At 70.5% G+C, this 13,525-nt stretch carries 10 protein-coding genes; 7 read left to right on the plus strand and 3 right to left on the minus strand.

Features of this window, described 5'->3' with window-relative positions; all coding sequences use genetic code 11:
• The first annotated feature begins 182 nt into the window (after positions 1-182).
• From pdhA to OG609_RS20885, 7 genes are all read left to right on the plus strand, one after another.
• On the plus strand, positions 183-1,346 hold the full coding sequence (gene pdhA / locus OG609_RS20855; protein WP_327274192.1) for a pyruvate dehydrogenase (acetyl-transferring) E1 component subunit alpha: 1,164 nt from the start codon (positions 183-185) through the stop codon (positions 1,344-1,346).
• Entirely contained in the window at positions 1,343-2,374 is a 1,032-nt protein-coding gene (locus OG609_RS20860) for an alpha-ketoacid dehydrogenase subunit beta (protein WP_327274193.1), read from the plus strand. Before pdhA ends, OG609_RS20860 begins: the two co-directional genes overlap by 4 nt.
• Positions 2,374-3,894, plus strand: a complete 1,521-nt coding sequence (locus tag OG609_RS20865; RefSeq protein ID WP_327274194.1) for a dihydrolipoamide acetyltransferase family protein — start codon at positions 2,374-2,376, stop codon at positions 3,892-3,894. Before OG609_RS20860 ends, OG609_RS20865 begins: the two co-directional genes overlap by 1 nt.
• Positions 3,895-3,993: 99 nt before the next feature.
• Positions 3,994-4,842 (plus strand): NTP transferase domain-containing protein, encoded by an 849-nt coding sequence (locus OG609_RS20870; protein ID WP_327274195.1) that lies wholly within the window; start codon positions 3,994-3,996, stop codon positions 4,840-4,842.
• 224 nt (positions 4,843-5,066) lie between these two features.
• Entirely contained in the window at positions 5,067-6,734 is a 1,668-nt protein-coding gene (locus OG609_RS20875) for a molybdopterin molybdotransferase MoeA (protein WP_442817986.1), read from the plus strand.
• On the plus strand, positions 6,692-7,828 hold the full coding sequence (locus tag OG609_RS20880) for a potassium channel family protein (protein ID WP_327274197.1): 1,137 nt from the start codon (positions 6,692-6,694) through the stop codon (positions 7,826-7,828). The genes OG609_RS20875 and OG609_RS20880 overlap by 43 nt, the downstream gene beginning before the upstream one ends.
• Positions 7,829-7,992: 164 nt before the next feature.
• On the plus strand, positions 7,993-8,979 hold the full coding sequence (locus tag OG609_RS20885) for an NAD(P)H-quinone oxidoreductase (RefSeq protein ID WP_327274198.1): 987 nt from the start codon (positions 7,993-7,995) through the stop codon (positions 8,977-8,979).
• Positions 8,980-9,109: 130 nt separating this feature from the next.
• On the opposite strand, the gene OG609_RS20890 is transcribed toward OG609_RS20885, so the two are convergent.
• From OG609_RS20890 to OG609_RS20900, 3 genes are all read right to left on the minus strand, one after another.
• A complete protein-coding gene (locus tag OG609_RS20890; protein WP_114245465.1) occupies positions 9,110-9,658 on the minus strand; it encodes a bacterial proteasome activator family protein in 549 nt (182 codons plus the stop codon).
• A 119-nt stretch (positions 9,659-9,777) separates the two neighbouring features.
• Positions 9,778-12,624 (minus strand): ABC transporter permease, encoded by a 2,847-nt coding sequence (locus tag OG609_RS20895; RefSeq protein ID WP_327274199.1) that lies wholly within the window; start codon positions 12,622-12,624, stop codon positions 9,778-9,780.
• Positions 12,621-13,400 (minus strand): ABC transporter ATP-binding protein, encoded by a 780-nt coding sequence (locus OG609_RS20900; protein ID WP_327274200.1) that lies wholly within the window; start codon positions 13,398-13,400, stop codon positions 12,621-12,623. Before OG609_RS20900 ends, OG609_RS20895 begins: the two co-directional genes overlap by 4 nt.
• Positions 13,401-13,525 lie beyond the last annotated feature (125 nt).

The following is a 13,525-nucleotide window of genomic DNA, read 5'->3' on the forward strand; positions in this document are numbered from 1 at the left end:
GCTGAAGGTGCCTGTAGCCAAAATGCGCTCGCGACCGAACAATCGGTAGGTGAGGCACACCACATCCGTGCCTCGGACAGCGCTCGACATTTCGAAGTATTTCGACACCCCTCGACATCGGACGATCCCCCGATGTCGCAAGACGCCGCTCGAAAACCCCTCGATGCCAGGAGGTGCTTGTCATGACGGTCCAAGAGCTGCCCGGCGCGGCCGCTTACCGGCCCACGCCGCCCCCGGCCTGGAAGCCGCTCACCGATCCCGCGCCGCTGCTCCCGGACCCCGAGCCGTACCGCGTGCTCGGTACGGATGCCGTGGCCGATGTCGACCCCGAACTGCTGCTGCGGCTCTACACGGAGCTGGTGCGTGGACGGCGGTACAACGCGCAGGCCACCGCTCTCACCAAGCAGGGCCGGCTGGCTGTCTACCCGTCGAGCACGGGGCAGGAGGCCTGCGAGATAGCGGCCGCGCTGGTGCTGGAGGAGCGGGACTGGCTCTTTCCCAGCTATCGCGACACGCTGGCGGCCGTGGCGCGCGGCCTGGACCCGGTCGAGGCACTGACGCTGCTGCGCGGCGACCGGCACACCGGTTACGACCCGCGCGAGCACCGCATCGCTCCGCTCTGCACCCCCCTCGCCACCCAGCTGCCGCACGCGGTGGGGCTGGCACACGCGGCGCGCCTCAAGGGCGACGACGTGGTGGCGCTGGCCATGGTCGGTGACGGCGGGACCAGCGAGGGTGATTTCCACGAGGCGCTGAATTTCGCGGCCGTCTGGCGGGCCCCGGTGGTCTTCCTCGTGCAGAACAACGGCTTCGCGATCTCCGTACCGCTGGCCAAGCAGACCGCTGCTCCGTCCCTGGCGCACAAGGCCGTGGGATACGGGATGCCTGGCCGGCTGGTGGACGGCAATGACGCGGCCGCCGTGCACCAAGTCCTCGGTGAGGCGGTCGCGCGGGCCCGGAGCGGTGGCGGTCCTACGCTCGTCGAGGCGGTGACGTACCGCATGGACGCCCATACGAACGCCGACGACGCCACGCGCTACCGCGTCGACAGCGAAGTGGAGGCGTGGCGTGCACACGATCCCATCCGGCTCCTGGAGCGGGAGCTGACCGGACGGGGGTTGCTCGGCGACGACGGGATCGAGGAGGCGCGCGTGGCCGCGGAGCGGATGGCTGCCGCTCTGCGCGAGCGGATGAACGCCGATCCGGTGCTCGACCCGATGGATCTCTTCGCCCATGTCTACGTGGAGCAGACCACGCAGCTACGTGAGCAGGCCGCCCGATTGCGTGTCGAGCTGGAGGCCGAGCAGGGCCGGCACGGCCACAACGACCTGGAGGAAGGGCGATGACCACCGCAGCGGCGCCGGCCGGAGAGCGGACAGCGAAGGCCAAACCCGCCACCATGGCGCAGGCGCTCGGGCGAGCGCTGCGCGATTCGATGGCCGAGGACCCGACGGTGCATGTCCTCGGCGAGGATGTCGGCACGCTCGGTGGGGTCTTCCGGATCACCGACGGACTGGCGAAGGAGTTCGGCGAGGACCGTTGCACGGACACCCCGCTGGCCGAGGCGGGCATCCTCGGCACGGCCGTCGGCATGGCTATGTACGGGCTGCGGCCCGTGGTGGAGATGCAGTTCGATGCCTTTGCCTATCCGGCGTTCGAGCAGCTCATCAGCCATGTCGCAAAGATGCGGAACCGGACGGCCGGTGCCATGCCGTTGCCGATCACGGTCCGCGTGCCGTACGGCGGCGGGATCGGCGGGGTCGAGCATCACAGCGACTCCTCGGAGGCGTACTACATCGCGACGCCCGGCCTCCATGTCGTCACGCCTGCCACAGTCGAGGACGCGTACGGGCTGCTGAGGGCCTCGATCGCCTCCGACGATCCTGTGGTCTTCCTGGAGCCGAAGCGGCTCTACTGGTCGAAGGCGGACTGGTCGCCCGAGGCGCCGGTGGCCGTGGAACCGATCGGACGGGCTGTCGTCCGCCGGCCCGGGCGCAGCGCGACGCTGATCACGTACGGGCCGTCGCTGCCGGTCTGTATGGAGGCTGCGGAAGCAGCCGTCGAAGAGGGCTGGGATCTCGAAGTCGTCGATCTGCGCTCATTGGTGCCGTTCGACGACGAGACCGTCGCCGCTTCCGTGCGGCGTACGGGGCGCGCCGTCGTCGTCCATGAGTCCTCCGGTTTCGGCGGTCCGGGCGGCGAGATCGCGGCCCGGGTCACCGAGCGCTGTTTCCACCATCTGGAGGCGCCGGTGCTGCGGGTCTCCGGGTTCGACATTCCGTATCCGCCGCCGATGCAGGAGCGGCACCATCTGCCGGGCGTGGACCGGGTGCTCGACGCGGTCGCCCGCCTGCAGTGGGAGGCGGAGAGCTGATGCCCAAGGTATTCGAGTTCAAGCTGCCGGACCTCGGCGAGGGGCTCACCGAGGCGGAGATCGTGCGCTGGCTGGTGGAGGTCGGCGATGTCGTCGCCATCGACCAGCCGGTCGTCGAGGTCGAGACGGCCAAGGCGATGGTGGAGGTGCCGTGTCCTTACGGGGGCGTGGTGACCGCGCGGTTCGGCGATGAGGGAACGGAACTTCCGGTCGGGGCGCCGCTGTTGACGGTGGCGGTGGGGTCCGAGGGAGCCTTGGGATCAGTGGGGCCGGCGGACTCTGGGGCCGGATCGGGATCGGGCTCGGGCGCGGGGGCTGGGGCTGGGGCGGTGGTATCGGCTGTGGGGCCGGGGGCCGGTTCAGGCGGGGCGGGTTCCGGGTCCGGTGAGGCGGAGGCGTCCGGCAATGTGCTGGTCGGGTACGGGACGGGCGCACCGGTTGCGCGCCGTCGACGAATCCGTCCCGAGGCGATGGCGGCGACTGTTGCCGCACATGTGACGGCTGCGGCTGCGGTTTCTGCGGCTGTTCCGGACGCGGTCCAGGGGCCGATAGCCGTTGTCTCCCCACTGGTGCGGAAGCTGGCGCGGCAGCATGATCTTGATCTGCGGCAGCTGGCGGGTTCCGGGCCCGACGGGCTGATCCTGCGGGCCGATGTCGAATCCGCCATCAGGGCACTCACAGAGGGGGCGGCCGCTCCCACGCAGGCCTCGGCCGCGGTCTCGGTGCCGGAGTCGGTTTCGGAACCGACGCCGCTGCCTCCGGTGCAGCCGTCGGTGCCTCCTATGCAGCCGTCGGTGGCGCAGCCGGCTGCGAGTCCGGCCGTGGAGCGGATTCCGTTGCGCGGTGTACGGGGGGCGGTCGCCGACAAGTTGGCGCGCAGCCGACGGGAGATCCCCGATGCCACGTGCTGGGTCGACGCCGACGCCACCGAGCTGATGGCGGCCAGATCTGCGATGAACAGCGCCGGTGGCCCGGCTGCCGGGCCCAAGGTGTCGGTGCTCGCCCTGCTGGCGCGTATCTGCACCGCTGCGCTGGCCCGGTTCCCCGAGCTCAACTCCACGGTGGACCTGGAGACGCGGGAGATCGTGCGGCTGCCCGAGGTCCATCTCGGGTTCGCGGCCCAGACCGAGCGGGGTCTGGTTGTCCCCGTCGTACGGAACGCGCAGGCCCGGAACGCGGAGTCGATCGGGGCCGAGATCGCCCGGCTGACCGAGGCGGCCCGGACCGGGAGGCTGACCCCGGCGGAGCTGACCGGCGGTACGTTCACGCTGAACAACTACGGGGTGTTCGGAGTCGACGGTTCGACCCCGATCATCAACCACCCGGAGGCGGCGATGCTGGGTGTCGGCCGGATCGTGCCCAAGCCATGGGTGCACGAGGGCGACTTGGCCGTACGCCAGGTCGTCCAGCTCTCGCTGACCTTCGACCACCGGGTCTGCGACGGCGGTACGGCGGGTGGCTTCCTGCGCTACGTGGCCGACTGCGTGGAGCAACCAGCGGTGCTGCTGCGCACGTTGTAGGTGTAAAGGGGCGCGGGCTCTCGTTACCTCCCCTCACTGATCCACTGGAATGGGGATGGGGAGGATCAACGGGAGGCTGCGGCCCGCATACTCGGATGCATGACCGCGTATGACGCCATCGTCCTTGCCGGAGGGGCCGCCAAGCGGCTCGGCGGCGCCGACAAGCCCGGAATCCGGGTCGGTGGCCGTGCGCTGCTCGACCGGGTGCTGGCGGCCTGCGCCGATGCCTCGACCACCGTGGTGGTGGGCGGGCGGCGGCCCACCGTGCGCGCAGTGACCTGGGCGCGGGAAGAACCACAGGGCGGCGGCCCGTTGGCCGCGCTCGATGCCGGGGTCCGGCGCACCGCCGCGGACTGGGTTCTCGTACTCTCCGCCGATCTGCCGTTCCTCGGGGAGAGCACGGTCGGAGCGCTGCTGGCCGCCGCCGGTGAGGGGCAGCAGGAGGGGGCCCTGTGCACCGATCAGGGCGGCCGTGACCAGCCCCTCGTCGCCGTGTACCGTGCCGAACCGCTGCGCCGCGAGCTCGCTCTGCTCGCCACCGAGCACGGCAGTCTGTCCGGACTTCCCTTGCGGTTGCTGACGGATGAACTCGACCTTGCCCGGGTGGAGGCCGGCCCGCTCGCCTCCTTCGACTGCGACACCTGGGAGGACATCGCGTCGGCCCGGGCCCGTATCAGAGAGCATGGGACCGTGCTGGACGAATGGATCAACGCAGTCAAGAACGAACTGGGCATCGAACTCGACGTCGACACCGACGTCCTGCTCGATCTCGCCCGTGACGCCGCCCACGGCGTCGCCCGGCCCGCCGCGCCCCTGACGACCTTCCTGGTCGGCTACGCGGCGGCGAAGGCGAGCAGCGATGGCGACGGACCGGCGGCGGTGGCCGAGGCCGCCCGCAAGGCTGCCGCGCTCGCACTTCGGTGGGCGGACGAGAACGAGACGCAATGACAGTCCATGACGGCAGGTCCGACCCACCTCCGGCGGCCGACGCCGCGTCGATGGACATCGGGCCCTCGGCGGGCGTGGGGCCCTCGGCAGGTGTCGGGTCTTCGGCCCGTGACCGTCCGGCGTCGGCCGACCGAGGGCTGGATGCGGGCGATCGGTCGTCGGCCACCAACTCATCCTCGACGGTCGGTCCGTCTTCGGCGGCCAACCCGTCGCCAGGGGGCAACTTGTCCTCGGTGAGCGACCGTCCTGCAACGGCGGGTCGGGGCCCGACTCCGGAGGAGCTGCGGGCTTCCGAGGAGGACCGGGCTGTTGAACAGGCCCTCGCTCTGGTCGGGCGCCAGTCGTCGGGTGAGCCCCACCCCGCACGTCGACCTCAGTCCGCGTATCAGCTCCACTCCGCGGATCAGCCCCACTTCATGGACTCCGGCTCCTCGGGGCAGCCGATTACCAAGGACCGGCCCCACCCCACGGAAAGATCTGCGTCCGCATCCCAGCTCCCGCCCCCGAACCAGAGCACCGACCGGCCCCACGAGCGTGACCGGCACAAGCGGGCTGCACCCTGGCGGGAGGCGCGTGCCCTTGCCGCACGGTCGGGCCGGAACGCTCCCGCCCGCGTCCGGCGACTGCCCCTCGACCAGGCGCTCGGACACGTACTCGCCGAGCCGCTCGTCGCGCTCACCGATCTGCCGTCCTTCGACACCTCCGCCATGGACGGCTGGGTCGTCACCGGACCGGGTCCGTGGACCATCCGCGAGGTCGAAGGAGCAGGAGAGGAGAAGGGTTCCGGGGGCACGGGTGTGGGTCCGCGCCCTGGCCAGGATCTGGGCATCCTTGCCGGGCACAGCACCCCCGCCACGCTCCCCGACGGCGATGCCGTACGGATCGCCACCGGCGCCCGCATCCCGGCGGATGCCAACGCCGTGATCCGCAGCGAACACGCTCACGTGGACGAGGCCAAGGGGCTGCTCCACGCGAAGCAGCGGGTGCTTCCCGGACAGGACATCAGGCCTCGTGGTCAGGAATGCCGTTCCGGCGATCAGCTCCTGCCCGCCGGGGCCCTGGTGACGCCCGCTGTCCTCGGTCTGGCCGCCGCTGCCGGGTACGACGAGCTCGTCACTGTCCCCCGCCCTCGCGTCGATGTCCTCGTCCTCGGTGACGAACTGCTGACCAGCGGTCTGCCGCACGACGGGTTGATCCGCGACGCGCTGGGCCCGATGATCGGCCCCTGGGTGCGAGCGCTGGGCGCCGAGGTCTCCGTCCCGCAGCGCCTCGGCGACGACGCGGCGGCCCTTCGGCGCGCCCTCACCACCTCGGACGCCGATCTGGTCATCACCACCGGCGGTACCGCCTCGGGCCCTGTCGACCACGTCCACCCGGTCCTTGCCGAGATCGGGGCCGAGTTGCTGGTCGACGGCGTCGCGGTCCGCCCCGGTCACCCGATGCTGCTGGCCAGGCTCAAGACGGAGGGTTCGGACGTGGGCCGGTATCTCGTCGGACTGCCCGGCAATCCCCTGGCCGCCGTCTCCGGGCTCCTCACGCTCGCCGAACCCCTGCTCCGCAGGCTGGCCGGCCTTGCGCCGAAGGCGCCGTACCGGGTCGTCGTACGCGACGAGGTGCACGGACACCCGCACGACACCCGTCTGGTGCCTGTCGTCCACCGCGCAGGCAGTACCGGCGACAGCGCCGACTACCTCGGCGACGCGGGAACCGGCAGTGGTGCCGAGCACGTCATACCGCTGCACTACAACGGTCCGGCGATGCTCCGGGGAATTGCCGCGGCGGACGGGCTGGCCGTCGTACCACCGGGCGGGGTACGGTCCGGCACCGAGGTGGAGATCCTCGACTTGCCGTGGGCCTCGGCGACGCCGTGGACGGAAGGGTGTTTCACGTGAAACTTCCCGGCCATGATGCGATGGCCAGGCGCGCCGACGAACATGTCGTGCCCACGCGGGTGCAGCTCCCGCGCAGGGTCGTCCATGGACCGGCGCGGCAGGTCGCCAAGCGGCTGATGATGGCGTTGATGGTGCTGGCCGCCACCGTGCTGATCGTCTGGCTCGACCGCAGTGGATATCACGACGCCGCCGATGGCAACGTCGACCTGCTGGACGCGGTGTACTACGCGACGGTCACCCTCTCCACCACCGGCTACGGCGACATCACCCCGTACGGGGACGGCGCCCGGCTCACCAATGTGGTGCTTGTGACACCGCTGCGGGTGCTCTTCCTGATCATCCTGGTCGGCACCACTCTCGAGGTCCTTACGGAACGGACCCGGGAGGACTTTCGGCTGAAGCGTTGGAGAACCAACTTGCGTGACCACACCGTTGTCGTCGGCTTCGGCACGAAGGGCCGTTCGGCCGTCCAGACCCTGCGGGCCACCGGCCTGAAGAAGGAACAGATCGTCATCGTCGACCCGGCGACCAAGGTGATCGAGATCGCCAACGCCGAAGGGTTCGTGGGTGTGGTCGGCGACGCGACGCGCAGTGAGGTGCTGTTGCGGGCCGAGCTCCAGAAGGCGCGTCAGATCATCATCGCCACCCAGCGCGACGACACGGCGGTACTGGTGGCGTTGACGGCGCGGCAGCTCAACCGCGGCGCGAAGATCGTGGCCGCGGTTCGCGAGGAGGAGAACGCCCCGCTGCTCCGGCAGTCCGGCGCCGATGCTGTGATCACCAGCGCCAGCGCGGCGGGCCGGCTGCTCGGCCTCTCCGTCCTCAGCCCCAGCGCGGGCACGGTGATGGAGGACCTGATCCAACAGGGCAGCGGTCTCGATCTCGTCGAACGGCCGGTGATAAAGGCCGAGGTGGGCAAGAGCGTCCGGGAGACCGACGATCTCGTGGTCAGCGTGTTGCGGGGGCATCGGTTGATCGGATACGACGATCCGGCTGCCAGCCCGCTGCAGTTGACGGACCGTTTGATCACCATTGTGCGTGCCTCCAACGAACCACCGCTGAGCAACCCGGCTACGGGCACGCCGCGTCCGTAGCGGGCCTCGCGCCGCGCCCGTAGCCCAGGCATCGCGCCGGCACGGTTCGCTTCCGTCGGCCCGGCCCGCCGCCCAAGGTGTCGCCCGGCCGTTCCACATGGTGTCGCCCGGCCTCCCGGAGCCATGACGTCGCCCGGCCCGCGCCACGGAGTAGCCTCGCCGCCATGCATGCGATCACGATCCCCGAACCCGGTGGCCCCGAAGCGCTCGTATGGGCCGAGGTGCCAGATCCGGTAGCCGGCGAGGGCGAGGTTCTCGTCGATGTCGTGTCCAGCGCGGTCAATCGCGCCGACGTGTTGCAGCGGCAGGGGTTCTACGACCCGCCGCCCGGCGCCTCCCCGTACCCGGGCTTGGAGTGCGCGGGCCGCATCTCGGCGATCGGTCCCGGTGTCACCGGCTGGTCGGTAGGCGACGAGGTCTGTGCGCTGCTCGCAGGCGGCGGTTACGCGGAGAAGGTTGCCGTGCCCGCCGGGCAGCTGCTGCCCGTACCGGACGGAGTCGACCTGACTCTGGCTGCGGCGCTGCCCGAGGTGACGGCCACGGTCTGGTCGAACGTGTTCACGGTGGCCCATCTGCGCCCCGGCGAGACGCTGTTGGTGCACGGCGGGTCCAGTGGCATCGGCACGATGGCGATCCAGCTCGCCAAGGCGGTGGGCGCAACGGTCGCGGTGACCGCGGGCGGACCGGAGAAGCTCGCGCGCTGCGCGGAGCTCGGGGCCGACATCCTGATCGACTACCGGGAGCAGGACTTCGTCGAGGAGCTGCGCAAGGCGACGGACGGGGCCGGTGCGGATGTCATTCTCGACATCGTCGGTGCGAAGTACCTGGACCGGAACGTGAAGGCCCTCGCCGTCAACGGCCGTCTTGCCATCATCGGTCTCCAGGGCGGCGTCAAGGGCGAGCTGAATCTGAACACCCTCCTGCACAAGCGGGCCGCCATCACCGCGACCTCGCTGCGCGGCCGTCCGCTCGCCGAGAAGGCCGCCATCGTCGCTGCCGTACGCGAGCACGTCTGGCCGCTGATCGCCGACGGTGTCGTCCGGCCGATCGTGCACTGCACGCTGCCGATGCCCGATGCCGCCGAGGCTCACCGGGTGCTGGAGTCCAGCGCACACATCGGAAAGGTGCTTCTGCAGACCCCCGCGGGCTGACACGCGCCCCGCCACCGAGCACACGCAACGGGGCCCGGCACACAGGTCGTCGACCATGTGCGCCGGGCCTCGGTGTTGCTACGTGATCGAGGTGTACGAACCAGTTGCGATACCAATTGCGATGTAAGGACTAGAGATACGGGCCCGACCGGATGGCCCCGTGGTGGTCCCCGCTGCCGTCCTCGTCCTCGTGCCCGCTGCCCGGCGGAAGGGCGCGGCGCATCTGCTCCAGCTGGGCCCGCGCCGCCATCTGCTGGGCGAACAGCGCCGTCTGGATGCCGTGGAAGAGGCCCTCCAGCCAGCCCACCAACTGGGCCTGTGCAATCCGGAGTTCCGCCTCGGAGGGCACCGACTCCTCGGTGAACGGCAGGGAGAGCCGCTCCAGCTCCTCCACCAGCTCCGGTGCGAGGCCGTCCTCCAGCTCCTTCACGGAGCTTGCGTGGATCTCCTTGAGCCTGACTCGGCTCGCCTCGTCGAGAGGAGCCGCCCTGACCTCCTCCAGGAGCTGCTTGATCATGCTGCCGATGCGCATGACCTTCGCGGGCTGTTCGACCATCTCCGTCACCGGGACCTCACGCGATTCGTCGTCAGTGCCACCGCCGCCGATCGCCATGCCGTCCTGCCCCACCACGAGGACTTGGGGGTGCTCCTGCGACCGTTCATTCCTCGGCATCTCCATGGCGCCATTGTCTCGCACACCTGCCGTACAACACGGTGGTGCCCCCGTAAACGGTTGATCCACCGTTTTCGAGGGCACCAAATCAGCCGGTCAGGCCACTGACCGCACCGCCCGCGTCATCATCCGGCCCGTCGTGCCAGCGCCAGGCGCGAGCGCGTGAGCGCCGCCGCGAGCACCCCGGCCAGCAGCGGAATGCACACGACGAGCAGACCGATGGTCGTCCAGGGCAGCACGATCGGCGTGTACGCCGACTGCGTGGGATCGAGCCGCATCGTCTTCAGCGCTTCCCGCAGGTCGACGAGGCGCAGCGCCACCGCGGGCACCAGGCCTGCCAGAGTGCCGAGAACCACACCCGTGAGCGCCACCACCACGCACTGGAAGCCGGACAGCTTCCGCCGCACGCCCGGTGGCGCGCCCACCGCGCTCAGGGTGTTGAGGTCGGCCTCCGCGTCCGCCTTGGCGAGGCCCGTCGTGATCGCGGCCGCGCCCAGGGTCACCACCCCGGCGAACAGGGTCAGGATCAGCAGTACGGTGTTGTCCTGCCGGCCGGGGCCGTGATCGGACTGCACCCACATTCCGCCGCCGGCCTGCGCGATGGCACCGGAAACCCGCTGGTCCTCGGCGTTCGTCGGGGCATGGGCGACGGCATACACGCTTCCGGCCGCCCTGGTGTGCAGGCCGAGCCGCGCCGCGGTCCGCTTCGGAAGAATCATGCGGATTCCGGGGGTGGCGGCGTACTTGGCGGGGGCCACGTACACCTTCAGCTTGTCCACGGTGGTCCGCGCCTTGCCCGGGTGCTGCTTCCAGTTCTTCTTGTCCTTCTCGCTGTATTGGTGGACCGCCTTGACGGTGACCTCGCCGTTCTCCGCGTACACCGGGTTGAGCAGTACCGGTGTGCCCGCGGCCAGCGCCTCGGCGGCCGCGGGGTCGTCGAGCTTCACATACGTGTCGAGCAGGGCCGCGTCCGCGACGACGATGTTGCTCTCGTCCGTGTTGAAGAGACCCGATGTCATCCGGTCGGTCAGGCAGGCGGGGGAACGCATCAGCTTCCTGTGCTCGTCGGCGGAGAGTCGCGCGGCGAGTTCCTTGGCCCCCTTGCGGGTGAGCGGACAACTGTGTGCTTTGCCGCCGGGCTTGATCAGTTCCAGCGTGCCGCAGTGGTTCTCCTCGTAGGAGTTGCAGTCGCTGCCCGCCCAGACCCGTCGGAAGTCCGCGTGTCCGCCGGTGACGGCCATGTTCCGCTCCACGGCCGTCCGAGCCAGCGGGAGCCGCTCGGCCGACTCCTCGCCGGAGGACGAGACGACGATGGTTCCCTCGGTGAGCGAGGGGGCGTAGTTGTACTCGAACTCGGCCGAGTAGCTGGACATGTAAGTGGCGATGCCCACCGAACCCGCGACGGCCGCCATCACCGCGGCGACGGCGGGAGCGGTACGACCGCGGTTGCGGGCCGCGTCGCGCAGCGCCATCCGGGGCGAGAGAGGCAGCCTCCTGCCGAGCCGCCCGAGGAAGCCGACGATCACCGGGATGCAGGCGAGCAGCCCGAGTTCGGCGACCATCGAGCCGCCGGCGACCAGTGTCGAATTCCCGCTGGTGCCCCCGTAGAGGGCGATCGCGGCACCGAAGGCCAGCACGCAGGCGCCCAGGACGGGCAGCACCCGTGAGGAGCGGCGGACGCCGCGTCGTCCGGTGAGCGACTCCAGTACGGACTGCCGACTCGCCACGATCGCCGGGGCGAACGCCGCCAGCAAACCGGTGATCAGGCCGATCGCGGCGATGAGCAGCAACTCCAGCGGCGGCATCGAGAGAGAGCCGAACCGGTGTCCGGCCCAGTTCTCGATCACGGGCTGGAGGGCCGCGGTGAGCCCGAGGCCGACCGCGACACCCGCCACCGCTCCGATGCCACCGAGCACCAGACCGCCACCGAGCACCACGGCCCTGATGTGGCGCTTGTCTCCGCCGCAGGTGCCGAGAAGGCCGAGCTGGCGGCGGGAACGGCGTGCACCGACCGCGAAGGCCGGCCCGGCGAGCAGCACGATCTCCAGGACCGCCATGGCGATCACGGTGACGAGTGCAGTGCTGAGCTCTTCGGAGCCCCCGTCGGCGATCTGCGGGTTCCTGGCCATCAGCGGGACCTTGGAGTCCGGCGGCGGGTCGAGAGCGACCTGCCGGGACGTGACGAGCACGCCCGACTTGTTGGCCTCCATGATGTGCGGCCAGGTCACACCCACCCCTGCGGGGCCTTTGACCAGCCAGTCCGTGGATCCGGCGTTCGGCGGAAGCACCTTCTTGTCGCGGTCGGCGCTGTCCTTCCATGGCGCGATGACCGCACCGGGGTCGGCGTAGAGCGCCTCGGTCTTCAGCTCGCTGGGCAGCTCGACCACACCGGTGATGGTGTACGTCCGGCCGGAGTTGCGCACGGTGGTGGTCGAGCCGACGTGCAGCCCGGTCGCCTTCAGGAACGGCTCCGTGGCGGCCATCTCGCCCTTGCCGTGCGGGTATGCGCCGCGCACGAGGTCGATCTTGCCGCGGGCCATCGTGTCCGACGTCCGGATCTCGACGATGTCGGTGTTCGTGACGCCGTACCGGGTGGTGACACTCGCAGGGACGGACTGGATGCTGATCGCCCGCGAACCCTTGGGAAACGTCGTCCTGATGTCGACCGGGTCGCCGTTCTCCACGGGCGGTGCGTCGTCGACGCCCATGTAGATGTTGCTCAACGCCCCATCGGGGAGCTGCTCGATGGGCCCCATCATCTCGTCGCTGAACAGCGCGTCGGCGGAGCCCATTTTGCTGGTCAGCTGCTCGGCGACGGTCGGCTCCATGCTGCGGTACGTCACATCGAGGGCCGTGACGCCGAGTACCGGTATCGCGATCATCGCGACCACCAGTGCGCTGCGGCCCTTGGCGCGCATCGCGTCGCGCCTGGCTATGCGGAGGGAGGCGCGCCAGCCCGTGAAGACGCTCACTTGGCGCCCTCGGCGGCCAGCAGCGAGTCGGCGCCGGCGGTGAGCGACTGGTCGACGATCGAACCGTCCCGGAGGAACACGACCCGGTCCGCCCAGGCGGCGTACCGCGGCTCGTGCGTCACCATCACACCGGCCGCGCCCCGGTCACAGCGGTTGCGCAGCAGTGCGAGCACGGCCTCGCCGGTCTCGGAGTCGAGCGCCCCGGTCGGTTCGTCGGCGAGCACCAGGCGCCGGTCCCCCACCAGCGCACGGGCGATCGCGACGCGCTGCTGCTGGCCGCCGGACATCTCGTCGGGGAACCGGTCGGCGATCTCCAGGAGGTTCATCTCCTCCAGCGCGGCCCGCGCCTCCTTGCGGGCCTTGCGCACGGAGACCCCGTCGAGCTCGCGCGGCAGGGCGATGTTCTCGGCCGCGGTCAGCGCCGGGATCAGGTTGTAGTCCTGGAAGACATAGCCGACGCTGCGGCGGCGCAGGGCGGCGACGCCCTTGCGGCCGAGGCCGGCGATGTCCTGGCCCTCGATGATGACCTGGCCGCTGGTCGCGGTGTCGAGACCGCCCGCGATGGTCAGCAGGGTGGACTTGCCGGAGCCGGAGGGGCCCATCACGGCGACGAGTTCACCGGTGTGCACGGAGAGGTCGATGCCACGCAGGGCGTGCACCTCGGCGATGCCGGTGCCGTGGGTGCGGGTGAGCGCTCGGAGTTCGAGCACCGGTGCGTCGACCGGCGGCGGCGAATCGGACGAGGACGCGGATCGGGACGGGGCACGCGAGGACATGGTGGGTGGTTCCCCCTTGGAACGGGTCTGTGGGACCGGCGCCGGACACCGGTGCGGTTCGTGGCAGTCCGTCGTCGGCGCCCGGTGCGTACATGGATGGTCTGAGGGCAGTGCCGGTTTCCGGG

This window comes from Streptomyces sp. NBC_01224 (assembly GCF_036002945.1).
Lineage (GTDB): Bacteria > Actinomycetota > Actinomycetes > Streptomycetales > Streptomycetaceae > Streptomyces.

Coding starts and splice junctions, on each gene's coding strand:
- pdhA (WP_327274192.1), top strand. CDS start 183: ATGACGGTCCAAGAGCTGCCCGGCGCGGCCGCTTACCGGCCCACGCCG.
- OG609_RS20860 (WP_327274193.1), top strand. CDS start 1,343: ATGACCACCGCAGCGGCGCCGGCCGGAGAGCGGACAGCGAAGGCCAAA.
- OG609_RS20865 (WP_327274194.1), top strand. CDS start 2,374: ATGCCCAAGGTATTCGAGTTCAAGCTGCCGGACCTCGGCGAGGGGCTC.
- OG609_RS20870 (WP_327274195.1), top strand. CDS start 3,994: ATGACCGCGTATGACGCCATCGTCCTTGCCGGAGGGGCCGCCAAGCGG.
- OG609_RS20885 (WP_327274198.1), top strand. CDS start 7,993: ATGCATGCGATCACGATCCCCGAACCCGGTGGCCCCGAAGCGCTCGTA.
- OG609_RS20890 (WP_114245465.1), bottom strand. CDS start 9,658: ATGGAGATGCCGAGGAATGAACGGTCGCAGGAGCACCCCCAAGTCCTC.
- OG609_RS20900 (WP_327274200.1), bottom strand. CDS start 13,400: ATGTCCTCGCGTGCCCCGTCCCGATCCGCGTCCTCGTCCGATTCGCCG.